This is a genomic window from Bradyrhizobium sp. WSM1743, from assembly GCF_000473065.1.
Classification (GTDB): Bacteria; Pseudomonadota; Alphaproteobacteria; order Rhizobiales; family Xanthobacteraceae; genus Bradyrhizobium.
Genome location: NZ_AXAZ01000067.1, coordinates 22052 through 46175, shown reverse-complemented (window position 1 = coordinate 46175; position 24124 = coordinate 22052). Strand labels below are relative to the sequence as shown.

The window sequence follows — 24124 nt, the reverse complement described above, 5'->3', positions numbered from 1 at the left end:
AAGTAACGACACCGCATCTGGAATTTGGCGCCGCCGCACGAAAGCCTTCGTCTGGCGCGCACTTATTTCAAGCTGCGCAGCCCCGCCGAGCTGCGTAACCACTCTCGTCCAGTCTTCGTTCAGAAGCGATTCGTCTGCCATCCCGCCTTGGAATCACGTGTGATTCCAACACTCAAGAATAAACTTAACGCCTATGCGGCCTTCCCTGCGCCCTCTTGGCTTTCAGAGGGTGGAGCGATCAAGCAAAGCTCGGGCGAAATGCGCCGCGAGAACGCGAGGGCGTGTCTGCGAGTTGAAATGTGAATTGAAAGAATGCGACGCCGCCCCTTGCTCCGTCATTGCGAGCGCAGCGAANCAATCCAGAATCCCTCCGCGGGGACACTCTGGATTGCTTCCGCCTTCGCCGAGGCTTCGGCGGACAAGTCGCTGCGCTCGCAATGACGAGGAGGAGAGTGCGTGCGCCAAATTCCGCTCTCGTGCCCCGGATGCAGCGCAGCGCTCCTTCAGCAGTGCACTGCAGAGCCGGGGCCCATCTCACCGCGTCTTCCCGTGTCGCCCTGGGTCCCGGCTCTGCGCCGCAACGCTTCACGCGGTGCGGCTGGTCCGGGACACGCGAGCAAGAGCCGACATGCAACGCACCAGCAAATCACCGCCCCGCCGGTGCCGACATCGCGCCGTTGACATAGCGCGACCAGTCGGGCGTCGTCGGCTGCGACGGCCAGAGCGCGGCATTGGAGTCGCGGACCGATTGGGTGATGGGAGTGCGTTGCGCCTTGCGGGCGTGGTGGCGGTCGCTCGCGGCGGCGGTCTGGACGGTGGCGGCGGCAATCAGCATGGCGCCGAGAAGGGCAAGAGTCTTTTGCATCGTTGTTTCTCCCGTGACGACGCTCCGGCTATGAGAAATGTTGTCGTCGTCGCGGCTAACATGGCGATGTGGCTTGCCGAATATCAGCGGCGCCGCCATCACGATGGAGCGAGCAAATTGTTTGGTCCCGGCCAAATATTCGGCAATCGTGCCCGCGGCGCCGATGGACTTGCCCGCCGCAATCCGGTTCAATGGGGCCAATCGAGTTTCCAGGCGACAATGATGTCGAGATATCTGCTGGTCCTGTTGCTGATCGCTTCGCCCGCGGCCGCGCAAGTCAAGATGACACCGAAGACCGCTGCGGCGCATCCGGACCCCTGCGCGCCGATCGGGCGGACCGCGGACGGCAAGCTGGTCTATTCCATGAAATGCGAGAACCTGCCGGCACCGCCGGCACCGCCGCCGCAGGCGGAACTGAAGGAGGCGCCGCCCGCGACTGCCGCCGAGCCGGAGCCGGAGGTGCGGCGGAGCGGCATTTTCGGCTGGTCCTACGACCGCAGGTGATGCGACCCCGCCCCTTGCGCGAAGCCCGATGGAGTGCTTTTTGCTGAAAGTTCCCCGTGGGGCCTTCAGCCCCCGATCCAGAGAGATGAGATGAGCAAACTCGTTATCCGCGCCGGCGATTTCACCTTCGATGCCCGTTTCGAGGAGCAACTGGCGCCCAAGACCGTCGCTGCCTTCCGCAAGGCGCTGCCGTTCGAAAGCCACATCATCCATGTGCGCTGGAGCGGCGAGGGCGTGTGGATGCCGCTCGGCGATCTCGATTTTGGCGTGGGCTATGAGAACCACACCAGCTATCCCGCGCCCGGCCAGATCATCCTGTACCCGGGCGGCATCAGCGAAACCGAGATCCTGCTGGCCTATGGCGGCGTGCACTTTGCGAGCAAGATGGGCCAGCTCGCCGGCAACCATTTCATCACGCTGACCTCGGGCCTGGAGAATCTGGCGACCCTGGGCAAGAGTGTGCTGTGGAAGGGCGCGCTGCCGATCCGCTTCGAGGAAGTCTGAGTGACTGAGCCCCGCTACCCGCGCGATCTCCGCGGTTACGGCCGCAATCCGCCGCATCCGCAATGGCCTGGCAATGCGCGGGTCGCGGTGCAGTTCGTCGTCAATTTCGAGGAGGGCGGCGAGAACAACATCCTGCACGGCGATCGCGCCTCGGAAGCGTTCCTGTCCGACGTGCTCGGCGCGCAGCCCTGGCCCGGTCAGCGCCATGCCAACATCGAATCCATGTTCGAATACGGCTCGCGCGCCGGCTTCTGGCGGCTGTGGCGGATGTTCACCGAGCGCAAATGGCCGACCACCGTGTTCGGTGTCGCCACCGCGCTCAAGCGCAATCCCGAGATCGTCGCGGCGATGAGGGAGTCAGGCTGGGACATCGCCAGCCACAGCCTGAAATGGATCGAGCACAAGGACATGACCGAGGCGCAGGAGCGCGCCGAGATCGCGGAGTCCATTCGCGTCCATATCGAGGCGACCGGATCGCGGCCGCTCGGCTGGTACACCGGGCGCTCCTCGATCAACACCAACCGGCTGCTGATGGAGGAAGGCGGCTTCCTCTATCTCTGCGACTCCTATGCCGACGATCTGCCCTATTGGGTCAGGGGCGCGAACGGCAAGCAGCTCATCATTCCCTATACGCTGGATGCCAACGACATGCGGTTCATTAACCCGCAGGGCTTTGCCGAAGGCGAGCAGTTCTACACCTATCTGAAGGACGCGTTCGACGTGCTCTATGCGGAAGGTGAGACTGCGCCGAAGATGATGTCTGTCGGCCTGCACTGCCGCCTCGCCGGCCGGCCCGGTCGCGCCGCGGGGCTGATCCGCTTCCTGGACTACATCCGCAAGCACGATCGCGTCTGGGTGCCGACCCGGCTGCAGATCGCGCAGCATTGGCACGACAAGCACACGCATCTTGCCGCCGACGCGTTCGAGATCGGATGAAGGTGTGATGTCGCAAGTTTCGCTCGCCGATCTCAATGCTGCAAGCAAGGCCGACTTCGTCGCGGCGCTCGCCAATGTCGTCGAATATTCGCCATGGATCGCCGAGCAGCTCGCGGCAAAACGGCCGTTCGCCGGCGTCAATCAGCTGCACGCCGCGCTAATGGCGGCGATCCAGAGCGCGGAGCCTGACGTGCAGCTGGCGCTGATCCGGGCGCATCCCGATCTCGCCAACAAGACGCAGCGCGCCGCCGGCCTCACGGCGGAATCGACCGACGAGCAGAACAGCGCCGGGCTCGACCGGCTGTCCGAAGCCGAATATGCGGCGTTCGAGCGTGCCAACAACGCCTACCGCAACAAGTTCGGCTTCCCCTACATCGTCTGCGTGCGCCGTCACACCAAGGATTCCGTGCTGCGCGACTTCGAGACGCGGCTGCTCAACATCGCCAAGACCGAGACGCGGCGTGCGATCGAGGAAATTGGGCGCATCTCCGCGCTGCGGCTTGATCAGCTCGTCATCGCGGGCGACCGGCTGAAGGTGCACGGCCGCCTCTCCACGCATGTGCTGGACAATCACATTGGCAAGCCCGCGCCGGGCATCCCGGTTGAGCTCGTGGAGCTTGCGAGCCTTGGCGAGAGCCGCGTCATCGCGCGCGCGGTGACCAATGCCGACGGCCGCACCGACCAGCCGCTGATCGGCGGTCGCCCGCTGCCGATCGGCCGCTACGAGCTCCGATTCCGCGTTGCCAAATATTACGCCGAGCGCAATGTGCCGCTGTCGGACCCGCCGTTCCTCGACGAGATCCCGCTGCGCTTTGCGATCAGCGAGCCGGAAAGCCATTACCACGTGCCGCTGCTGGTCACGCCGTGGAGCTACTCGACCTATCGCGGCAGCTAGAGCATGCTGTGGGCGGGCGCGCCGCCCCGTGCTTCACCTCTCCCCGAAGGGGAGAGGTGAACCATCCCGCTCTAGCCCCCGAACTTCTCGAGCAGCGCCGGAAACAGCCGATCCGGCTTGAACGGCGGCGCGGTGAAGCGAATGCCGGTGGCATCGGCAATGGCGTTGCCGAGTGCAGCGGCGACCGGATTGTACGGGCTCTCGCTCATCGACTTTGCGCCCAGCGGTCCGATCGTATCGGACGTCTCGGCGAAAAACACCTCCGTGCGCGGAACGTCGGCGAAAGAGGGCAGGTGGTAGTCGCGGAATTTCGGGTTGATGACGCGGCCGTTCGCGTCGATCACCATCTCCTCGTAGAGCGCGGCGCCGAGCGCCTGCGCCACGCCGCCTTCGACCTGACCGCGGCACTGCATGGGATTGGCGACGACGCCCGCGTCCGCGGCGTGCACGCTCCTGAGAATCCTGAGCTCGCCGGTGCCTTTGTTCACCGCGACGCGAAAGCCCTGCACGTTGAACCCGACCGAGCGCGGCGTGCCCCCGGAATTGCCGGCGCCTGCGAACGGCTGGCCACGTTCGTGCGCGAGCTTCGCCAGTTCCGTAAAGGGCATGCGCCGTACGCCGCTGACGACGGCGTCCCCATCGAGCACGCAGGTGTCCACGTCGCACAGCCATGCGCCGGCGGCGGCCGCCCTCAGCTCGGTCGCAAGCTGCATGGCTGCCGCATGCGTCGCCTTGCCCGCGACGAAGGTGCCGGCGCTGCCATAGGCGCCGGTGTCGTGGCCGCCATGGGCAGTATCGGACTGACGCAGACGGATTCTCTCGACCGTGGTCGCCAGCGTGGTCGCGGCGATCTGGAGGTGCACGGTGCTGGTGCCGTTGCCGAACTCGGCCGTGCCGACGGTGAGGTCGAAGCCGCCATCGTCGTTGAGCGCGATCGCCGCGTCGGCTATGTGGCCTGCCGGTGGCACCGTGTCGATCATGGTCAGCGCAATGCCGTCACCGATCAGCCATTCCGGCGACAGCTCCGGCTGCGGGCCATCGGCCTGCATCGCGCGCTCGACGAGGTCGAGGCACTGGTCGAGCCCATAGGAGCCATAGAGCACGTCGTGATATTCGGACGGCGGCGGCGACAGCATGGGATCGCCGGGCTTGATGATATTGCGCCGGCGCATCTCGTAGGGGCTGATGCCAAGCTGACTCGCGAGCTCGTCGATTGCGGCTTCCACCGCGATCAGCGCCTGCGGCAGGCCATAGCCGCGAAACGCCCCCGCCGGCACCGTGTTGGTGTAGACGGCGGCGCCGTCGACCCGCTTGTTCGGGCAATTGTACACGCTGATGGACTCGGCCAGAGCGTGGAACATCACGGGGCCGGCATGATTGCCGTAGGCGCCGGTATTGGAAAGCACGTCGAGCTGGAGCGCGGTGAGCTTGCCGTCGCTATCAGCGCCCGCCCGAATGTGGACGCGCATCGGATGCCGCGTCGAGGTCGCGATGAACTGCTCCTCGCGGGTGAGCTCCAGCTTCACGGGCCGCCCTGTCTTGAGCGCGGCGAGCGCCAGGATGTCCTCGACGAACATCTCCTGCTTCCCGCCAAAGCCGCCGCCGACGCGTTCGCAGAACACGCGGACCTTATCCATGGGAAGACTGAAGATGTCCGACAGCGCGCGCCGGGTCAGGAATGGCACCTGCGTCGAGGTGCGGACATTGAGAATGCCCGCATCGTCGAGCCAGGCGAGCCCGCCATGGGTCTCCAGCGCGGCATGCTGCACGCGGTGACTGTGAAAGGTCGCCTCGTAAGTGGCGGCGGAGGTGGCGAGTGTTGCGGCCACATCGCCGAACTCGCCATGCGTCTCCGCCGCGAGGTTCCGCTGGGGATCGGCGATGCGGTTCGCGGTGGTGCGGTCAGGATGAAGGACGGGCGCACCGGGTTCCATCGCCTGCTCGGGATCGATCAGCGCCGGCAGGATCTCGTACTCGACCTTGATCCGTCGGCACGCCTCCTCGGCGGCGCCTTCGCTCTCGGCCACGACGGCGGCGACCTTCTGGCCGATGAAGCGGACCACGTCGTCGAGGATGCGGGTGTCCTCGGGGTCCATCCAGTCCTTTTCGTGGCGCGCGGTCGAGATCAACACCGACGGCGCATCCTCATGCGTCAGCACCGCGTGCACGCCGGGAACGCTCAGGGCCGTAGACCTGTCGATCGCGATGATCCGCGCGTGAGCATGAGGCGAACGCAGCAGCTTGATATGCAGCAGTCCCTCGACTGCGGTATCGAACGTGTAGCGTGCCTTGCCGCGCACGATATCGGGACCCGCGGGCGCCGGCAGGCTGCGGCCGAAGGCGGCGCCGGCCTCGATGATCTCCTCGACATTGAACTTGCCGAGCAGCGCGTCCTCGATCGCGCGATAGCCGGTGCAGCGGCAGATATTGCCCTTCAGCGCCGTGCCGAGATCGGTGCGCTGCGCCTGGTTCAGCGAGGCGCAGGTCAGGATCATGCCGGCGGTGCAGAAGCCGCATTGAAAGGCCTGCGCATCGAGGAAGGCCCGCTGCATCGGATGCGTGCCGTGATTTCCGCCAAGACCCTCGATCGTGGTCACGGTGCGCCCCTCGGCCCGGAACGCCGGGATCAGGCAACTGTGCACCGGCTCGCCATCCAGCAGCACGGTGCAGGCCCCGCAATCACCGGCATCGCAGCCCTTTTTCACGCCGAAATGGCCGAGCTCGCGCAGGAACGTGCGCAGGCACTGGCCGGCGCGCGGGCCTTGCGAAAACGCCTTGCCGTTGACCTCGAAGCTCATGGCTGCGTTGCTCCCAGGAGTTCGCCGCGAATTTCCTCGGCGAGCCGCAGCGTCATGTGCTTGCGCCAGAGTGGCGCGCCATGGATGTCAGCGTGGTACAGATCATCGGTGATCTCTTGCATGAGCGCGGTGCGCAGCGTGCTCGCGTCCGGGGCTTTGCGAAAGCGCAGCTGGATCGGCCGCACCGTTGACGCGGTCACCGTAAGTGTCAGCGTATCGTCGGCGTCGAGGCTGCCGATCAGCAGTGCGGCCGAGCGGCCGACCGGCGCCAGCGAGATCTGGCGGAATGCTGTGCGGCGCTTCAGTGCCGCGGTTGGGATGTCGATCTGCCGGAGAAGGTCGCCTGGCGTCAGGCGATTGCGCTGGTTGCCGGTAACGAATTCGGCGACCGGAAGCCTCTGTTCACCGCCGCTAGCCTTCCAAATGGTGCAGACGCCGTCGAGCGCTGATGTGAGCGAGATCATCGGTCCCGCCGGCAGCGACATGCAGAGATTGCCGCCGACGGTCGCGGTCTTCCAGACCTTGAACGAAGCAAGAAAGGCGCGGCAGCATTGGTTGATCAGCGGCGCCGCGAGCCAATCGGACGGGCAGGCGAATGCATCGAGCTCTGCGATGGTACAAGTGGCGGCGATGCTGAGGTGGCTCTCGGTGAGTGTCAGCGCCGGCCATTTCAGATCGGTGAGATCGATCAGTCGTGTCAGATGCGTTTGCGGCTCCGAGAACAGCCAGGTGCCGCCTGCGAGCCAAGCATCACCTGCCGTCCAAACGGGCAACTGCGCGCGCGTTTGCGGATGGGCGACGGCTGTGATGGTATTCAAGTCCATGGCTGCGCCAACGCTTCCGCCGGGTGAATCATCCAAGGGAAAGTGTTGCAAGACGGGAGCCAAGTGGCAACAGCAAGTCGGAGCAAGGACGCAATCCTCCTCCGCCTTGCAGGCCCGCCGTCAGTGGATGTGAGGAAAGGCAGGATCATGAGTGACGCAAGTCCGATCTGGATCAGGGATCCCCTCGCCATCCTCGCCGACCGTGCCGAGCGTGGCATCGTGGTGAAGGACGGCCGGATCATCGAGCTGGTGCCGGCCGGCGGTGTGCCCGCAAGCGCCGATGTCGCGGTGTTCGATGCGGGCGAACACGTCGTGCTGCCGGGCCTGATCAATACGCATCATCATTTCTACCAGACGCTGACGCGGGCGCTGCCGGCCGCGATGGACCGCGAGCTGTTCCCCTGGCTTCAGGCGCTCTATCCGGTGTGGGCGAGGCTAACGCCGGAAGCGCTCGATCTCGGCGTCACGGTGGCGATGTCCGAGCTGCTGCTCTCCGGCTGCACCACCACGACGGATCACCACTATGTATTCCCGGCCGGCCTCGAAGACGCCGTCGATATCGAGGTGGCGGCGGCGAAGCGCCTCGGGTTAAGGGTGTTGCTCACGCGCGGTTCGATGAACCTGTCGCAGCGCGATGGCGGCCTGCCGCCTGATAGCGTGGTGCAGGACGAGGACACCATCCTGGGCGACAGCGCACGCGTGGTCGCAAAGCATCACCAGCGCGGCGCGGACGCGATGGTGCAGATCGCGCTGGCACCCTGCTCACCCTTCTCGGTGACGACGTCGCTGATGCGCGCGACGGCCGATCTCGCCGACAAGCTCGACGTGCGCCTGCACACCCATCTCGCCGAGACCGATGACGAGAACAGGTTCTGCGAGCAGATGTATGGCTGCCGTCCGCTCGACTATCTCGAGCAATGCGGCTGGCTCAATGCGCGAACCTGGCTCGCCCACGGAATCTTTTTCAATCCGGACGAGATGAGGCGGCTCGGCAAGGCCGGCACGACCGTCAGCCATTGCGCGTGCAGCAACCAGCTGCTGGCGTCCGGCTGTTGCCCGGTGTGCGACATGGAAGAGGCCGGCGTCGGAATCGGCATCGGTGTCGACGGCTCGGCCTCCAATGACGGGTCCAATCTGATGCAGGAGGTGCGGGCCGCGTTCCTGCTGCAACGCGCGCGCTATGGCGTGACGAAGGTCAGCCACAAGGATGCGCTGCGCTGGGCCACCAAGGGCTCGGCGGCGTGCGTCGGCCGCCCGGAACTCGGCGAGATCGCCGTCGGCAAGGCCGCCGATCTCGCGCTGTTCAGGCTCGACGAGCTGCGCTTCTCCGGTCATGGCGATCCGCTGGCTGCCCTGGTGCTGTGCGGGGCGCATCGGGCCGATCGGGTGATGGTGGCCGGAAAATGGGCGGTGATCGATGGCGCGATCCCGGACCTCGATGTGGCAGACCTCATCCGCCGCCACAGTTCCGCGGCGCGGGCCATGCAGACTGGATAGTCGGGGCGAAATAGAAAGAGGGGGCAGCCACAAGTGCCGGGTGCTTCTGGCCACCCCCTCCGAACCTCCTCCGGGAGGAGCAGGTGAACTAGGCAATGCAAGAAGCGTGCTACTTGCCCGGCAGCTTGTCGTCGATGCCTTTCACGTAGAAATTCATGCCGAGGATCTGGCCGTCGTCGAGGTGATCGCCGCCCTTGCACTCGACCGGCTTGCCGTCCTGCCCAACGATCGGGCATTTGAACGGATGCAGCTTGCCCGCGGTGATCGCAGCCTGGGCATCCTCGGCCATCTTTTTCACGTCGTCAGGCATGTTGGTATAGGGCGCCATCGCAAACATGTGGCTGTCGAGGCCGCCCCAGGTGTCCTCGGACTTCCAGGTGCCGGCGAGCTCGGCCTTGACGCGCTCGATGTAGTAGGGGCCCCAGGTGTCGAGGATCGAGGTGAGCTGGGTCTTGGGTCCGAATTTGATCATCTCGGAATCCTGGCCGAAGGCGAGCTTGCCGCGTTCGCTGGCGATCTGCATGGCCGCCGGCGAGTCCGTGTGCTGCATGATGACGTCGGCGCCCTGATCGATCAGCGCCTTGGCGGCGTCGGCCTCCTTGCCCGGATCGAACCAAGTGTTGGCCCAGATGATCTTGACCTTGATGTTCGGGTTGATGGTCTGCGCCGCAAGCATCGTGGCGTTGATGCCGGAGACGACCTCTGGAATCGGGAACGAGCCGATATAGCCGAGCACGCCCGACTTCGACATCTTGGCCGCGATCAGGCCTTGAATATAGCGGCCCTGATACCATTTCGCCGAATAGGTCGACATGTTCGGGTTGCGCTTGTAACCGGTGGCGTGCTCGAAATGCACATTCGGATATTTCTTGGCGACCTTCTGCGTCGGATCCATGTAGCCGAAGGACGTGGTGAAGATCAGCTTGTTGCCGGCGCGGACGAGCTGCTCGATCGAGCGCTCGGCGTCGGGACCTTCGGGCACGTTCTCGAGATAAGTGGTCTCGATCTTTTCGCCCAATTCTTTCACCAGCGCCTGGCGCGCGAGATCGTGCTGGTAAGTCCAGCCGAGGTCACCGATCGGACCGAGATAAATGAAGCCGACCTTCAGCTTGTCGGCGGCGGAGGCTGCACTGACGTTCCCGGCAAGCAAAAGCCCGGCAGCCAGCGCAAGAAGTGATTTCCTCATCATCAATCTCCAACATCAGGGGAAAGCCACGATCCGCAACGCACGCGCCCCATCGCGTACGCCGCGGAAACGAAATTCAGCGGTCGGAAACGAACACCGTGCCGAGCGCGGCCGGTGCGGTCGAGCCGCCCGTGCGCGCGCGGGAGAGCAGCACCAAGACGATAACGGTCGCGAGGTAAGGCAGCGCCGACATGAATTGTGAGGGAATGCCGACGCCCCAGCCCTGCGCATGCAATTGCAGGATCGTCACTGCACCGAAGAGATAGGCGCCGACCACGAGCCGGCCCGGTCGCCAGGACGAGAACACCACAAGCGCCAGCGCGATCCAGCCGCGGCCGGCGGTCATGCCGGGAATGAAGAACGGGGTGTAGGCGAGCGGCAGATAGGCACCCGCAAGACCCGCGCAGGCGCCGCCGAACATCACCGCGAAGGTGCGGATGCGCAGCACGGGATAGCCGAGTGCATGCGCGGAGACGTGATTGTCGCCACAGGCGCGCAGGATCAATCCCGCCCGCGTACGGTACAGGAACCACCAGACCCCGACGATCAGCGCGACCGAGAAATAGATGAAGCCGTCCTCGCCGAACAGCACGCGGCCTATCAGCGGAATGTCGGTCAGGACGGGAATATAGAGGTGCACGGCAGGCGTGATGCGCTCGCCGACGAACCCGGCGCCGATCAGGCCGGACAGCCCAATGCCGAGGATGGTCAGCGCGAGGCCCGTTGCAACCTGGTTGACCGCAAGCCCGAGCGCCATCAGCGCGAAGACGAGCGACATCAGCGTGCCCGCGATGATGCCGAACAGCGCGCCGACCAGAATCGAGCCAGTGAGCCACGCGCCGGCAAAGCCGCAGGCAGCGCCGACGATCATCATGCCCTCGACGCCGAGATTGAGCACGCCGGAACGCTCGGCCACGAGCTCGCCGGTCGCCGCAATCAGCAGCGGCGTCGACGCGGCGAGCACCGCGAGGATGATGGCCTCAACCAGCTCCACGGGTCACCTGTCGGTTTGGGAAGACCAGCTTGAAGCGGTACAGGATCAGGGAATCGCAGGCGAGCACGTAGAACAGCAGAATGCCCTGAAAGACCTTGGTGACGTCCAACGGAATCTTCATCGCGATCTGAGCCTGCTCGCCGCCGATAAAGGTCAATGCGAGGAAAAGGCCTGCAATTAATATTCCAAACGGGTTCAGCCGGCCGAGAAAGGCGACGATGATCGCGGTAAAGCCGTAGCCCGGTGAAATGCCGGGCTGGAGATGCCCGATTGGACCTGCAACCTCGATGATTCCGGCGAGGCCTGCCAGCGCCCCTGAGACCGCGAAGGTCAGGATGATCAGCTGATTGGCGTTGAAGCCGCCGAACCGCGCTGCACGCGGCGCTGCGCCGACCACGCGGATCTCAAAGCCCTTGATGGTGCGCCCGAGAAGGATGGCAGCCGCTGCGACGACAAGCAAGGCGATGATCGAGCCGAGATGCAGCCGGCCGCCCTCGATCAGCAGCGGCACCGTCGCCACTGGATCGAACTCGGCCGTGGTCGGGAAGTTGAAGCCGTGCGGGTCGCGCCAGGGGCCGCGCACGAGATAGTCGAGGAAGAGATCGGCGACATAAACCAGCATCAGGCTGGTCAGGATTTCGCTGGCGCCGAACTTGACCTTGCAGATCGCCGGGATCAGCGCATAGAGCGCGCCCGCTGCGGCCGCGAGGACGAGCATGGCCGGCAACACCCAGGCGCCGGCGTCGGTGCCTTGCGTCTTCACCGCGATCCAGCTTCCGGCCACCGCGCCGATCAGGAATTGCCCTTCGGCGCCGATGTTCCAGGCATTGGCGAGATAGCAGAGCGACAGCCCGATCGCGATCATCACCAGCGGCGTTGCCTTCACCGCGATCTCCTGGAGCGAATAGCCGTCGGTCAGGGGCGCAATGAAATAGGCATGCAGGGCGAGCAGCGGATTCTTGCCCAGGATCGCGAACAGGATAACCATGGTCAGGATCGTGAGGCCAATCGCGATCAGCGGCGACACCAGTGCGATCGTGCCGGAGCGCTCGGCGCGTTTCTCAAGCACCAGCTGCATGCGCGACCTCCTTCGGCTCCAGGCTGCTGCCGCCCATCAGAAGGCCCAGCTTTTCGCGGGTCGCTTCGCTGGTTGCGAGCGGAGCCGACAGCTTGCCATGGAACATCACGGCGATCCGGTCGGCGATCTCGGCGAGCTCGTCGAGGTCCTGGCTGGTGACGAGGACGGCGGCGCCTGCGGTTGCGAGGTCAAGTAACGCCTGACGGATGACGGCGGCGGCGCCAGCGTCGACGCCCCAGGTGGGCTGGCTCGCCACCAGCACCGCCGGATTGCGCAGGATCTCGCGTCCCACGATGAATTTCTGCAAATTGCCGCCAGAGAGGCTTGCCGCTTCCGGATCGCGCTTGGCCTTGCGGACGTCGAACGTCTCCGTCGCGCGGTCGACGGTCTTCAGCGTGGCCGCAGTATCGATGAAGCCGCGACGGACCATGCCGCTGGCGGCGTGCCCGGTGAGCAGCGCGTTCTCCGACAGCTTCATGCGCGGCGCGGTGCCGTGGCCGAGCCGCTCCTCGGGAACGAAGGCCGCGCCCAGCTTGCGCCGCTGGGTGATCGAGAGATGACCGGCGGCGATGCCTTCAATCACCACCGTTCCGGGGTCCTTCGCGAGGCGCTCGCCGGAGAGCGCGGCGAACAATTCGTCCTGGCCGTTGCCGGCGACGCCGGCGATGCCGAGGATCTCGCCGCCCTTGAGCTCGAACGAAATATGATCGAGCCGTACGCCATGCGCTTCGCTGGGGGCTAGCGAGAGATCGTTGACGACCAGCCGCGGCACGGTGGTCTTGCGGCCGGACACGGCCTTCACTTCCTTGACCTCTCCGCCGACCATCATCCGCGCCAGCGAGGCCGCGGTGTCGAGCCGAGGGTTGCAGGTCTCGACCTTCCTGCCGCCGCGCAGGATCGTCGCGGTATCGCAGAGCCGCTTCACCTCCTCCAGCTTATGGCTGATATAGAGGATGGCACGGCCTTCGGCCTTGAGCCGCTCCAGCACGATGAAGAGCTGGTCGGCTTCCTGTGGCGTCAGCACCGCGGTGGGCTCGTCCAGGATCAGGAATTTGGGATCCTGCATCAAGGCGCGGACGATCTCGATGCGCTGGCGCTCACCGACGGAGAGTTGCCAGACCTCGCGCTTGGGATCGAGCGGCAGACCGTAAGTTCTCGATACCTGCTCCAGCCGGGCCGACATGTCCTTGAAGGATTCCTGGCCGTCGAGGCCGAGCGCGACGTTCTCGGCAACCGTGAGATTGTCGAACAGCGAGAAATGCTGGAACACCATGCCGATGCCGCGGCTGCGCGCCTCTGACGGACCGGACAGCACGATCCGTTGGCCCTGCCAGCGAATCTGGCCGGCGCTGGGCTGGATCAGCCCGTAGATCGCCTTGACCAGCGTCGACTTGCCGGCGCCGTTCTCGCCGAGCAGGGCGTGAATTTCCCTCGGCCAGATGTCGATATCGATGGAATCGTTGGCGAGGAGATCACCATAACGCTTGGTGAGGCCGATCGTCCTCAGGAGCGGGGACTCGCCGGAATTCTGGCCCTTGGGCGTCGGATCTAACATTCGCTGATGCGCTTGCATGGGTGAAGTGCCTCGATAGTGGGCCAGTTTGAACCGCGGCGTAAGATGTGAAAAAGCATCATCCCTTGCCCAACGCTTCGGCAGGCGATCGGCCCAGCGGTCGTCATCGATTCTGAGCGAGCAGCTTCGCAAAGGGCACTTGGACTGCGGGGGCAATACCGCCTGCGAGCAGTGTCTGTTGCAAATTTGTGACGGTTCAAGCCAAATCGGAACCCGCTGTGCAGGCCTGACGCCATGTTGAGCAATGACGCGTCGGTCCGTTCATCGCTTGGAGCGCGGCGGTCGCAACAGCTGCTCGAGCCCGGCATCGCATTGGGCGCGATCCAGAAAATCCGAATAAAAACAATCAAACAATGTTCGGCAACAGTGATCCTTGCCTCCGGTGCTCGCTGCGTGCGCGGAGACCGCAATCTCGACCATGACTCGTCGCGTCCTGCCGAAACAAGCGGCACGCCATGTGAAAAGTTGAGGCTTCTCACCCTGGGTGATCGGCGCAAGTGTCGCACCCACAGGGGGCGTGCATTTTTGCCTGTCCAAACGAGGGGGTATTCAGGATGTCGTTTCGTTACACGGCAGTGGCAGCAGCGGCGCTGTCACTTGCTACGCTGGCCACCGGTGGCCTGGCTCAGGCGGCGGATCTGCCGGTCAAGGCGGCCAAGAAGGCTCCGGACCTTCCGTTCTTCCTGGTGATCGATAACCGCGTCACGTTCTCATATATCTTCAACGCTTCGCAGCCCGGCGCGTGGTCATTCCGGCCAGATGGGTCGATCGACAGCAAGACCACCAAGCAGGTCTATTCCTTCACGCATTTCGACCTCTGGGCGTACGGCACGAACTTCTTCACCATCTCCATGTTCAAGTCGGATCACAATGATCCGGCCGGGCCATGCAGCAATGCGGGCACGATCTTCGGCGCGCCGGCATCGTGCGCCGGTGCGACCGAAATCTATGGCCTGTTCCGCTCGACCTTCGGCTGGAACGAGCTCTTCGACACCAAGGCTTTCACCGCGGGGCCGCTGCACAACATCTCGTTCGAAGTCGGCATGGACGCCAATACCGAGAACAGGTATTTCGGCGCTGCCAAGCGCGCCGTCGTCGGCGGTCTGCAGTTTGCATTCGACCTGCCCTACAAGGGGTATATCAACGTCGCGCCGCTGGTCTATTGGGAGTTCGCCAACCACAATTCCTTCAGCCAGTGCGGCCTGTTCGGTCCGGGCGTCCCCGGCGTCACGTGTCTTGCGGACGGCAACACGTCGTTCAAGCCAACGTGGGCGGTCGAGGTCAACTACTACATGGACCTCGGCTTTCTGCCGCCGAACATGCAGTATTTCTCGATCAGCGGCCGCGCCGGCTGGTATGGCAAGAAGGGCACGGACACCGAACCGCTTCCCTACAACCCGGCGAATGGCGTCTACAACACCGCGGTTGAGTTGAATTCGGAGCCCATCCGTCTGACCTTCGATGCTTCGAAGGCGGCCTGGGGTGACAAGTACTCGCACTTCGTGGACGTCTGGGTGGCCTACCGCTACTGGCAGAACAAGTTTGGTCTCGATCACAACCTCGCAGTCGGCTGTACCACGCCCGTCGGTGGTGGGAGGGTGAGCACCGGATCCTGCACCGAGTCCTCGCTCTACTCCGGTATCACCGTGAAGTTCTGATCGCCTGATGCTCTGCAGGTGAAAGACGATGGCGCCGCGTCAAACCTCCGCGGCGTCATCTCCTTTTGAATGTGCCGCTACTTCGTCCAAACGCCGTCGTGCAGCGCTTCAGCCTCCTCTTCGAGTAGCGGGCCGACGACCTCCGTCGGCCGCTGGCCGCTGGCAAAGACCTCGCGGCACGGCAGGTCGAGCGTCGGGTTCTCCGGATGGTTGCCGGTGATGCCGCGCAGGCGATGCTCGCTGAGGCCATAGACGAGGCGGCCGATGCCGGCCCAGTAGATCGCGCCCGCACACATCGCGCAGGGTTCGGCTGACGAATAGAGCGTGGCTTTCGCCAGCACCTCGCGCTGGAGCGTGCGGCAGGCCTCGGTGGCCGCGAGTCGTTCGGCATGCGCGGTGCCGTCATGATCCGGCATGTAGCCGTTCTCGCTCTCGATGAGCACCTTGCCGTCGGCCGCGACAACGATGCAGCCAAAGGGATGATTGCCATGGGTCAGCGAGCGGCGGGCGACCGCGAAGGACAGGCGCAGGAAGTGTTCGTCACGTTCGGACGCGCCGTCCATCGCTGCTCCACGATCAGGTGCCGGCCATGCGCCAGCCGACCGGGATGAGGGTCGGCTTCGCTGGTCCGTGCTTCATACACAATTTGCCGTGGAACATCACCCGCGGCCGGTCGGACGGTTGTTGACGAACCATTTTCCGGATAACCTATTGAAAAAATATTGATTATGCGGTCCATCCAGGTCCTGATAAGGAAAGGTGCCGGATGCCAATACAGGCGTTGGCCCGCCCGCGTGAATGGCCGGCGCGAGGCAGCCTGGCGCGTACTCTCATTCATGCTAATCACGCGCATGTTGGGGCCGGCGCCGGTGCGTGATTTGGCTGGCACTGAGCTCGTACCGTTGGTCGCCAGGACAGCAACTCCCGCGGGCCAGAGAAGAGGAAATTTGTCGAGATGGGGGCCGTTAACGCCGTTCAAAATGCATCGCTCGGCGAAACGATCGTGCGTCGGATCAATGATCTGGCCGCGATCTCGGAAGGAGCTGACAACCTCACCCGCATCTATCTCACCAAGGAGCTGCGCGAAGCCGCGGACCTCATCCTGAGCTGGATGCGCGAAGCCGGCATGAGCGCGCGTCTCGACGCAATCGGCAACGTCTGTGGCCGCTACGAAGGCGACCGCCCGGGCGCGCCCTGCCTGATGCTCGGCTCGCATTACGACACCGTGCGCGATGCCGGCAAATGGGATGGACCGCTGGGTGTGATCACCGCGATCTCTTGCGTCGCCGATCTCAACCGCCGCGGCAAGCGCTTGCCGTTTGCGATCGAGGTGGTCGGATTTGCCGACGAGGAGGGGGTGCGCTTCGCCTCGACCTTGCTCGGCAGCCGTGCGGTGGCCGGCACTTTTGACGAGAGCGTCCTGAATACGTGCGACAGCGATGGCGTGTCGATGCGCGAGGCGCTCGTGCAGTTCGGCCTCGATCCCGACCATATCGGCGCGGCTGCGCGGGCGCGCCGCGAGCTGCTTGCCTATCTCGAATTGCACATCGAGCAGGGGCCGGTGCTGGAAGCGCGGAACCTGCCCGTGGGCGTCGTCACCGCGATTGCCGGTGCCACGCGCCTTGCCGCGCGGCTGACCGGTATGGCCGGTCATGCCGGCACCGTGCCGATGGCGCTTCGGCGTGATGCGCTCGCCGGCGCGGCCGAATGCATCGGTACGATCGAGCAGTTTTGCCGCTCCGACGATGGCGGCCTGGTCGGCACCGTCGGCTACATCCAGGCGAGGCCCGGCGCGACCAACGTCATTCCGGGCGAAGTATCCTTCACCATCGACATGCGCGCGCCGACCGACATGCACCGCAAGCGCGCGGTGGCCGACGTCGTCCGCCAGATCGAGGCGATCACCAAGCGCCGGCAGCTGGCCCTTCAGCTCGACGTCACCCACGAGAACCGCACCGCGCCTTGCGCGCCGTGGCTCAAGGAGCAGATCGCGCAGGCGATCGAAGCCGAAGGCTTTTCCGTGTTCGAGCTGCCGAGCGGGGCAGGGCACGACGGCATGGCGATGATCGACATTGCCGATGTCGGAATGATCTTCGTCCGCTGCCGCGGCGGCATCAGCCATCACCCGGATGAGCATGTCGAGCTCGCCGATGCCGACGCCGGCGCGCGGGTATTGCTCAGGGTCATCGAGAATTTTCAGACACGGGAGAGCCACGACGGAGCGAGCTGAACAGCCGGACGGCTCTTCGTCATCGGAGCGAGACACGAATCGATCACGCTCGGAACGGTGACCGGCCATCGCCGGGATCGCGACAACACTAGGTGCACATGAACAGCGACATTCCCCGGCCATCACATCGCGGAAACCGATTTTACCAGGGCATGGCTGCGACCTTCGTCGCCAACGCGCTTCAGGCGGTCAATTTTCTCGGTGACCGGTTTCTGAGACAATCGCCCCATTCGTTGTCCGCCATCGAGGATCTCTACCGGCACTCGATGGACAGCGCGTTCTCGGTGACCGAGTCCTTCCTCGTCACGGGCGCGCCGCACGCTTCCGCCTATTATCCCCGTGACTTCGCCTGGTTCTATCCTGACGTGCTCGATCCTGAAACGATCATGGACTCGCAGGACGCGGTGCGGCGGGTGCGCCTGCTCGAGAAGAGCGTGCGCCTGCTGCTGGAGGCGGTCCGCGCCAACGTCGTTACGACGACCATCGTGCCGGCAGGACGCGGCCGGTACCTCGGCGTGAACTATTTCTCGCGGCCCTCGGATACGCTGCTCGGCATACTCGCCGGTCTCCAGCAGATGATCTCTGCCGAGGAGAGGACGTCGTCCTATCTGGCGATGTCGCAATGCACGCACGCAGGCCGCCTGTTGCTGGCCGAATATGGCGGTGACCTGAAGCGGGCGATCCTCCAGCTCGCGAGCGAGCTCGAACCGTTCGATGATGGCGCCACCAGGTATTTGCTTTGCGATGTCCACGCACCTCGCTCCGCCGCAACAGACACCCGTGCCGAACGCAGGCGCTTCGTCACCAATACTTCCGTCTACACGACCTTCGTGTGGGGCGTGCAGCTCGGGATCGTCGACGTGAACGAGCTGAAGCGGCTGCTCGGGCGTGACCTCGCGCAGTACAAGAAGGACCTGCTCCGCCTGTTCGGCAAGGATGGCCATATCAGGCATTCCCTGGATGGTCCGGCGAGGACGCCGGCGTCATCGGTCGCGCTGGATTTCGTCAGCGTGCATCGCGGTTTCTGGGACATGAGCGATGCGAGCGAGCGGTCGCTGTTCGCGGCCACGACGGATCTGATCATCGCCGAACCGCGGTTTCGCATCCCCAGCACGTTTCATTTCCTGGTATCAGCCGATAATCCCAGGAACAAGATGATCCACAAGATTGCCGCACCTGCCTATCAGGGGCGTTCCTCCTGGCCGACGTTCAACGTCGAGTTCGCAGATCGCATGCTGGATTATGCTGAATTCACTTGCAGCGATACCTACCGGGCTTGCGCGCAAGGCATATTGAGGGACATCCGAACGGCGACTGAGGTTCATGGCGGCTATCAGGAGCTGATCTCGGAGCAGGGCCTGAAGTATCGCACCTGGGCCTATAAGGGCGCCGTGGCCCACTCCTGGTTTCCGCGCTTCCTGTCGGTCTGGAGGAGAGCGTATGGCACGCCGCTCCTCCAGTGGAATGACTAATCTGCGAGCCTATCCCGCCGTCACATCGACCAGCTCGCCGCCCTCCAGCACCTTGGCCGCCTTGGTGCGATCGAGGTCGCCTTCCCAAGCCGCGACCACGACCGTCGCCACGCAATTGCCGACGAGATTGCCGAGCGCGCGGGCCATGCCGATGAACCAGTCGACCGATAGAACCAGCACGAGGCCGATCGCGGGGATGCTCGGCACCGCGTTCAATGTCGCAGCCAGGATCACGATGGCCGAGCCCGGCACGCCATGCGCGCCCTTGGACGTGATCAGGGAGACGCCGAGCACCAGCAGGAGATCGCCAAAGGAGAGGGGCGTGTTGGTGGCCTGGGCGATGAAGACGACGGCAAGCGTCAGGTAGATGGAGAACGCGTCGAGGTTGAAGGAATAGCCGGTCGGAATGACCAGACCGACCACTGAGTCCTTCACGCCCATGCGCTCCAGCTTCTTCATGATCTGGGGCAGCACCGCATCGGACGAGGCGGTGGCGAGCACGATGGTCAGCTCCTCGCGCAGGTAGGCGAGGAATTTAAGAATGTTGATTCCGGCGAGAGCCATCACGCCGCCGAGCACGCCCAGCACGAAGATGCCGACCGAGACGTAGAACAGCATCACCAGCGACAAGAGCTGCTTCAGCGAGCCGACGCCATATTTGCCGACGGTGTAGGCGACCGCCCCGAGCACGCCGAGCGGGGCGACACGCACGATCAGGCCCATGACGCGGAACAGCACGGTCGAGGCCGCGTCGATGACGGAGGTGATGAGCGCGCCCTTCTCGCCGCCGACCAGCGCAAGGCCGACGCCGAACAGCACCGCGAAGAACAGCACCTGGAGCACGTCGTTACGCGAGAGCGCATCGAAGGAGGTGGTCGGGATCACGTTCATCAGGAAGGCGCCGATGCCGCCGCCGGACAGCTTGTGGGCGTTGTCGGCATAGGTGTTGAGCGCCTTGGTATCCAGCGTCGAGGGATCGATGTTCATGCCGTGCCCGGGGCCGAAAATGTAGGCGAGCAGCAGGCCGACGACGAGGGCGACCGTCGTCATGACCTCGAAATAGACCAGCGCCTTGACGCCAACGCGGCCGACCTTCTTGAGGTCGCCGGCGCCGGCAATGCCGTGCACGACGACGCAGAACACGATTGGTGCCACGATCATCGAGATCAGCTTCAGGAAGGCATCGCTGAGGATCTTGAGCCCGATCGCGAAGTCCGGAGCCGCCATCCCCAGGATGACGCCAAGGACCAGTGCGGCCAGGACCTGGACGAACAGCGAGGTGTAAAGTGGCTTCGGCTCGGCGGCCGGTGCCGCGGTGATGGTCGACATGGTGGACTCCCGATCTGACGCGTCTTGAGTGTCAAAAAGGAGCAACAACCGTGCCAGATTGTCGCGGTGATCCCGGAAGCATCGCAGGCGTGATATCCGGGACGCCGCGCGGCACCTCTTCAGCGGTGCACCAGGGGGGCCAGCTCATCGTGTGGCCGCCAAGACGCCGCAGAACCCGCGGTCAGTCGTCGTGCTTTCGTGTCATGCCACGAGATCCAGCAGCCGGCATGATCCACGCACGAGCACCTTGCGTCCCGTGGGGGTCATCGTCGGCACGCCGTCATTGACGACAACGAGGCCGAGCTTGACGAGGCTTTCGATCAGGTAGGCCCTCGAGAGGCGACCGCTCGACGTCGGATTGCGAAGTGTGCGCAGAGCTTCCCATTGGTCCGGCGAAAGATCGAAGTCGACGTCGTTGCTCATTTTGCCTCAAGCGATAGTCAAGTCGCGCGTCCCCCTGTTAGCGGCGCCGCATGAAAACCATGCGACGACAATGAGTCGGGAATTCGGTGCGTCGTTTAGAATGTCTCTTCACAAATTGCGGCACTTCGTTGCGCCACAACAGTTAAGATCGTTCACGCACGAACATCGTTCCGATTTTCGATCACTAATTGATGATCTGTGCTTGATGTTGCGGTGCGAACTTCCGCAGTGCACGGGAAGTATCGCTGTCCCATTCCGCGTCGCGATATGTACAGAAATGATGAGGCGAGCGGTTCAGGACTCTGTTAGGTTGATTTGCGGGGAATGGCTTCACGCGGCAGGCGTGGAGTGCATGAATAGGCTGGTTGAAATTCGCAATCAGGAATTTTGTGCCGCGAGCGCGCAGCGCTCGATTCGAAGCGTCGGGTATTCTGGCTCGCACAGGCTCAGGAGTGGGAGCAGCGCTCGACGAAATCGCCTATCACTTTCGGGAGTGCAATCTCGCGCAGGCCGAGCTGAATGCCGCCTTTATTCTTGCTCACTGATAAGTCGCCACGATATCGGACACAGCGCGCTCGAGCTGTTGCGCCGTGGCGCATTGGCGCACGACGCTGCAAAAGGTCGCGTAGCGCGGCATCTCGGAATCACCAAAGCCCCAGGCGAGCCGTTCCTCGGGATTGAGCCAGACCAGTCGCTTCGAGCGGTCGGAGATCCGGCGCAAGATGTCGGCGCGCGGGTCGAGATTGTTGCTCCGGGCATCGCCGAGCACGATCACCGTGGTCTGCGGCGTCAGCGTGCTCATGAACTCCCTCTCGAAATCGACCAGCGAGGAGCCGTAGTCCGACGAGCCGAAACCGACCTTGGACATGATCTCGGACATCGCCTCCTCCGGCGACTTCGATTCCAGGATCTCGCTGACCTCGATCAGGTGCGAGGAGAAGGCGAAGGAGCGAACATCGTCGACCACCTCGTGCAGCGAGTGGATCAGCAGCAGAAAGAAATCGGACACTTGCGCAACGGAGCCCGAGACGTCGCACAGCGCTACGATCTTCGGCCGATCGCGGTGCTTGCGTTTCCATGCGGTGAGGAAGGGCACGCCGCCCCAGGCCGCATTGCGGCGAAGCGTGCGGCGGACGTCGAGATGGCCGCGGCGCTGGCGCTTGCGCGGCTTGGAATAGCGCTCGCGCAGCCGCCGCGCGATCTGGCGGATGAGGGCGCGCATCTCGGCGACTTGGCGCCGCTCGATGCGCGCAAGCGGCGCGTTGCGCAGGATTTCGTTGCGGAGGTTTTCGGCCTCCTCGCGGGCATAGAGTGCAAGCCCCTGAGAGACCGTATCGCGCACGGCTTCGCGCAAGGCGTCGAGCGCAGCGCGTAGACGCTCGGCCAGTGCCGGGTTGGTCGCGGTCAGCTCGTCGAGATCGTCGCGCAGGCGCTGGAGGCCCATGGCGTCGAGAATGCGGCTGGAGAAGATGCCGCGCTGAGTGGAGTAACGGATGTCGGACAGGGAGGCCGCCCCCGAGGCGCTGGCAATGGCGGCTGCGATCGTATTGCGGTCCTGCGACAGCAGCATCTGCGCGAGCGGGCCCAGTTCCTGTTGCGGCGAGCCGCTGCCGGCATCGCTGGCTGCGTCGGAAGAGGGCGCTTGATCCGCCTCCTGCGAGGCGTCCTGGTCGACGCTCTCGGGCCGGTCCTGCCGCGGCTCCGGCTGGCTGAAGAACAGGTCAAAGCAGTCGCCGAGCGCGAGCTTCTCGTCCTGCGACTTGGCGAGCGTCAGCAGCAGCGCGTCGCGCAGGATGGCGCGGTCGGAGACGCCGACCTGCGCGACTGCTCGCATCGCATCGATGCTTTCGGCAGGCGAGACGTGAACGCCGACGCCGCGCGCCGCTCGAAAGAAACGATGGAGGTTCTCGCGCATCGGCGTCAACCGAAGACGTTGGACCGCGCCGCCTTGGCAATGAAGGTCGTCACCTGTGGCGCTGCTGCCTCGATGTCGGCTTCGTATTTCAGGAGTACGTTGAGCGTGTCCTTGACGATCTCGGTGTCGAGCTCGGAGGCCTGGAGCAGCACCAGCACGCGCGCCCAGTCGATGGTCTCGCTGACCGACGGCAGCTTCTTGAGATCCAGCGAGCGGATCTCGTGGATGAAACCGACCATCTGCCGACGCAGCGTTTGCGAGATGCCGGGCACGCGGCTTTCGACGATGCGCTCCTCCAGTCGCTGCTCGGGGAAGCCGATATGCAGATGCAGGCAGCGGCGCTTCAGGGCATCGCCGAGGTCGCGCTCGCTGTTGGAGGTGAGGATCACGGTCGGCGGCGAGATGGCCGAAACGGTCCCGAGCTCGGGGATCGTGACCTGGAAGTCGGACAGAATCTCCAGCAGCAGCGATTCGAATTCCGCATCCGACTTGTCGATCTCGTCGATCAGCAGCACGCAGCCGCCCGGCTGCTCCAGCGCCTGGAGCAGGGGACGCGGCTCGACGAACTCCTTGGAGAAGAACACGTCGCCGAAATCATGAAGCTGGTCGAGCGCGGCGTGCAGCGTCTGTGCGCCGCCGAGGACTTCGCCGAGCTTGTCCTTGAGGATCTGCGTGTAGAGAAGCTGCTTGGCGTATTTCCACTCGTAAAGCGCCTTGGCCTCGTCGAGACCCTCATAGCATTGCAGACGGATCATCTTCATGCCGCGCCAAGCCGCGATCGCCTTGGCAAGCTCGGTCTTGCCGACACCTGCGGGGCCTTCGACCAGGATCGGCTTCTCGATTTGTTGCGACAAATAGACGGCGGTCGCGATCTGCCGGCTCGCGATATAGCCCTGCGCGGCGAGGCCGCTCTCCACTGCCTCGATCGAGGTCGAAGCCTTCTGATCAGCCACGAAAGGGCGCTCCCAAGGGTCTTGCTTTAGGCTTGTTCTGCCTGCGTTCCCGGCAAAGAACAAGCCTCGTTTGGGAGACATCAGAAGCGGTGTTTTTTCCGTTCAGCGCAAATACTTGAGCGGTTCGCCGGTTGGGCTCAGTGTCGCTGCGGCTCCGGCTTGCGGATCGTCTGCCGGACCTCGGCGCCGCAATCGGCGCATTCATAGACGAAGTCGATCTTGGCAAGGCTCCAATGCGGCTCGACCTCGCGCACATACATTGGCAGGAACCCCATGCAGGTGGGGCAAATCACAGGCGCGATCTCGATATCCTGATGATGCTGTACATAAGCTGGCATCTCGGCTCTCCTTCGCAGGCGACCACCAATCCCCGCGCAATAGGTACTGCCAGTCGCTCCAGAGCCGTCATCAACTCTTTCGAACAGAGGCGGAACGACGGGCGTTTGTCGTTCGCTGTGACATTCTTGTTACGCCTCTGTACTGTAACGGG

21 protein-coding genes and 1 pseudogene are annotated in these 24124 nt (G+C 64.2%); 9 read left to right on the top strand and 13 right to left on the bottom strand.

The window, feature by feature from the left end:
* Positions 1–646 precede the first annotated feature (646 nt).
* Positions 647–1066 carry a hypothetical protein gene (locus YU9_RS50315; protein ID WP_245266586.1) on the bottom strand — a complete coding sequence of 140 codons (420 nt, stop codon included), beginning with the start codon at positions 1064–1066 and terminating at the stop codon, positions 647–649.
* A gap of 21 nt (positions 1067–1087) precedes the next feature.
* Here YU9_RS50315 and YU9_RS0130555 point away from each other — a divergent pair, with 21 nt between their 5' ends.
* From YU9_RS0130555 to uraD, 4 genes are all read left to right on the top strand, one after another.
* Positions 1088–1369, top strand: a complete 282-nt coding sequence (locus tag YU9_RS0130555; protein ID WP_027576206.1) for a hypothetical protein — start codon at positions 1088–1090, stop codon at positions 1367–1369.
* Between the two features lie 90 nt (positions 1370–1459).
* Positions 1460–1873, top strand: a complete 414-nt coding sequence (locus YU9_RS0130550) for a DUF3830 family protein (RefSeq protein ID WP_014493672.1) — start codon at positions 1460–1462, stop codon at positions 1871–1873.
* Positions 1874–2809 (top strand): allantoinase PuuE, encoded by a 936-nt coding sequence (gene puuE / locus YU9_RS0130545; protein ID WP_027576205.1) that lies wholly within the window; start codon positions 1874–1876, stop codon positions 2807–2809.
* A 7-nt stretch (positions 2810–2816) separates the two neighbouring features.
* Positions 2817–3704: a 2-oxo-4-hydroxy-4-carboxy-5-ureidoimidazoline decarboxylase gene (gene uraD / locus YU9_RS0130540; protein ID WP_027576204.1), complete on the top strand. Its 888-nt coding sequence runs from the start codon at positions 2817–2819 to the stop codon at positions 3702–3704.
* Positions 3705–3775: 71 nt separating this feature from the next.
* On the opposite strand, the gene YU9_RS0130535 is transcribed toward uraD, so the two are convergent.
* Together YU9_RS0130535 and YU9_RS0130530 are read right to left on the bottom strand one after the other, a co-directional pair.
* Positions 3776–6502, bottom strand: a complete 2727-nt coding sequence (locus YU9_RS0130535) for a molybdopterin cofactor-binding domain-containing protein (RefSeq protein ID WP_027576203.1) — start codon at positions 6500–6502, stop codon at positions 3776–3778.
* The gene (locus tag YU9_RS0130530; RefSeq protein WP_027576202.1) at positions 6499–7326 is read right to left on the bottom strand and encodes an FAD binding domain-containing protein; all 828 of its coding nucleotides are present in this window, start codon (positions 7324–7326) and stop codon (positions 6499–6501) included. The genes YU9_RS0130535 and YU9_RS0130530 overlap by 4 nt, the downstream gene beginning before the upstream one ends.
* A 147-nt stretch (positions 7327–7473) precedes the next feature.
* On the opposite strand from YU9_RS0130530, the gene YU9_RS0130525 reads away from it, so the two are divergent.
* Positions 7474–8823: an 8-oxoguanine deaminase gene (locus YU9_RS0130525; protein WP_027576201.1), complete on the top strand. Its 1350-nt coding sequence runs from the start codon at positions 7474–7476 to the stop codon at positions 8821–8823.
* A gap of 109 nt (positions 8824–8932) precedes the next feature.
* Here the strand turns inward: YU9_RS0130525 and YU9_RS0130520 are convergent, their stop codons facing one another.
* The 4 genes from YU9_RS0130520 to YU9_RS0130505 all read right to left on the bottom strand — a co-directional run bounded on the left by YU9_RS0130520 (position 8933) and on the right by YU9_RS0130505 (position 13636).
* On the bottom strand, positions 8933–10009 hold the full coding sequence (locus YU9_RS0130520) for a BMP family ABC transporter substrate-binding protein (RefSeq protein ID WP_027576200.1): 1077 nt from the start codon (positions 10007–10009) through the stop codon (positions 8933–8935).
* A 76-nt stretch (positions 10010–10085) separates the two neighbouring features.
* A complete protein-coding gene (locus tag YU9_RS0130515) occupies positions 10086–11003 on the bottom strand; it encodes an ABC transporter permease (RefSeq protein ID WP_027576199.1) in 918 nt (305 codons plus the stop codon).
* Positions 10990–12081, bottom strand: coding sequence for an ABC transporter permease (locus tag YU9_RS0130510; protein WP_027576198.1), 1092 nt, complete (start codon positions 12079–12081; stop codon positions 10990–10992). The genes YU9_RS0130515 and YU9_RS0130510 overlap by 14 nt, the downstream gene beginning before the upstream one ends.
* A complete protein-coding gene (locus tag YU9_RS0130505) occupies positions 12065–13636 on the bottom strand; it encodes an ABC transporter ATP-binding protein (protein ID WP_027576197.1) in 1572 nt (523 codons plus the stop codon). Before YU9_RS0130505 ends, YU9_RS0130510 begins: the two co-directional genes overlap by 17 nt.
* 572 nt (positions 13637–14208) lie before the next feature.
* On the opposite strand from YU9_RS0130505, the gene YU9_RS0130500 reads away from it, so the two are divergent.
* Positions 14209–15312, top strand: a complete 1104-nt coding sequence (locus YU9_RS0130500) for a hypothetical protein (RefSeq protein ID WP_027576196.1) — start codon at positions 14209–14211, stop codon at positions 15310–15312.
* A gap of 77 nt (positions 15313–15389) precedes the next feature.
* Here YU9_RS0130500 and YU9_RS0130495 read toward each other — a convergent pair whose 3' ends face one another.
* On the bottom strand, positions 15390–15875 hold the full coding sequence (locus YU9_RS0130495; RefSeq protein WP_027576195.1) for a nucleoside deaminase: 486 nt from the start codon (positions 15873–15875) through the stop codon (positions 15390–15392).
* A gap of 392 nt (positions 15876–16267) precedes the next feature.
* Between YU9_RS0130495 and YU9_RS0130490 the strand changes: the two genes are divergently transcribed.
* Both YU9_RS0130490 and YU9_RS0130485 read left to right on the top strand, forming a co-directional pair.
* The gene (locus YU9_RS0130490) at positions 16268–17542 is read left to right on the top strand and encodes an allantoate amidohydrolase (RefSeq protein ID WP_027576194.1); all 1275 of its coding nucleotides are present in this window, start codon (positions 16268–16270) and stop codon (positions 17540–17542) included.
* Between the two features lie 98 nt (positions 17543–17640).
* Complete coding sequence (locus YU9_RS0130485) at positions 17641–19014, top strand: hypothetical protein (RefSeq protein ID WP_027576193.1); 1374 nt, start codon at positions 17641–17643, stop codon at positions 19012–19014.
* Positions 19015–19023: 9 nt separating this feature from the next.
* On the opposite strand, the gene YU9_RS0130480 is transcribed toward YU9_RS0130485, so the two are convergent.
* Positions 19024–20343 carry a dicarboxylate/amino acid:cation symporter gene (locus YU9_RS0130480; protein ID WP_027576192.1) on the bottom strand — a complete coding sequence of 440 codons (1320 nt, stop codon included), beginning with the start codon at positions 20341–20343 and terminating at the stop codon, positions 19024–19026.
* A gap of 201 nt (positions 20344–20544) precedes the next feature.
* On the bottom strand, positions 20545–20766 hold the full coding sequence (locus YU9_RS0130475; RefSeq protein ID WP_027576191.1) for a hypothetical protein: 222 nt from the start codon (positions 20764–20766) through the stop codon (positions 20545–20547).
* 352 nt (positions 20767–21118) lie between these two features.
* Between YU9_RS0130475 and YU9_RS51210 the strand changes: the two are divergent.
* Positions 21119–21311, top strand: a pseudogene (locus YU9_RS51210) (hypothetical protein).
* Here the strand turns inward: YU9_RS51210 and YU9_RS0130470 are convergent.
* The 3 genes from YU9_RS0130470 to YU9_RS0130460 all read right to left on the bottom strand — a co-directional run bounded on the left by YU9_RS0130470 (position 21305) and on the right by YU9_RS0130460 (position 23972).
* Positions 21305–22681 carry a VWA domain-containing protein gene (locus YU9_RS0130470; RefSeq protein WP_027576190.1) on the bottom strand — a complete coding sequence of 459 codons (1377 nt, stop codon included), beginning with the start codon at positions 22679–22681 and terminating at the stop codon, positions 21305–21307. The pseudogene YU9_RS51210 and the gene YU9_RS0130470 sit on opposite strands and share 7 nt — an antisense overlap.
* A 5-nt stretch (positions 22682–22686) precedes the next feature.
* A complete protein-coding gene (locus tag YU9_RS0130465; protein ID WP_027576189.1) occupies positions 22687–23634 on the bottom strand; it encodes a MoxR family ATPase in 948 nt (315 codons plus the stop codon).
* A 137-nt stretch (positions 23635–23771) separates the two neighbouring features.
* Positions 23772–23972 (bottom strand): hypothetical protein, encoded by a 201-nt coding sequence (locus tag YU9_RS0130460; RefSeq protein ID WP_027576188.1) that lies wholly within the window; start codon positions 23970–23972, stop codon positions 23772–23774.
* Positions 23973–24124 lie beyond the last annotated feature (152 nt).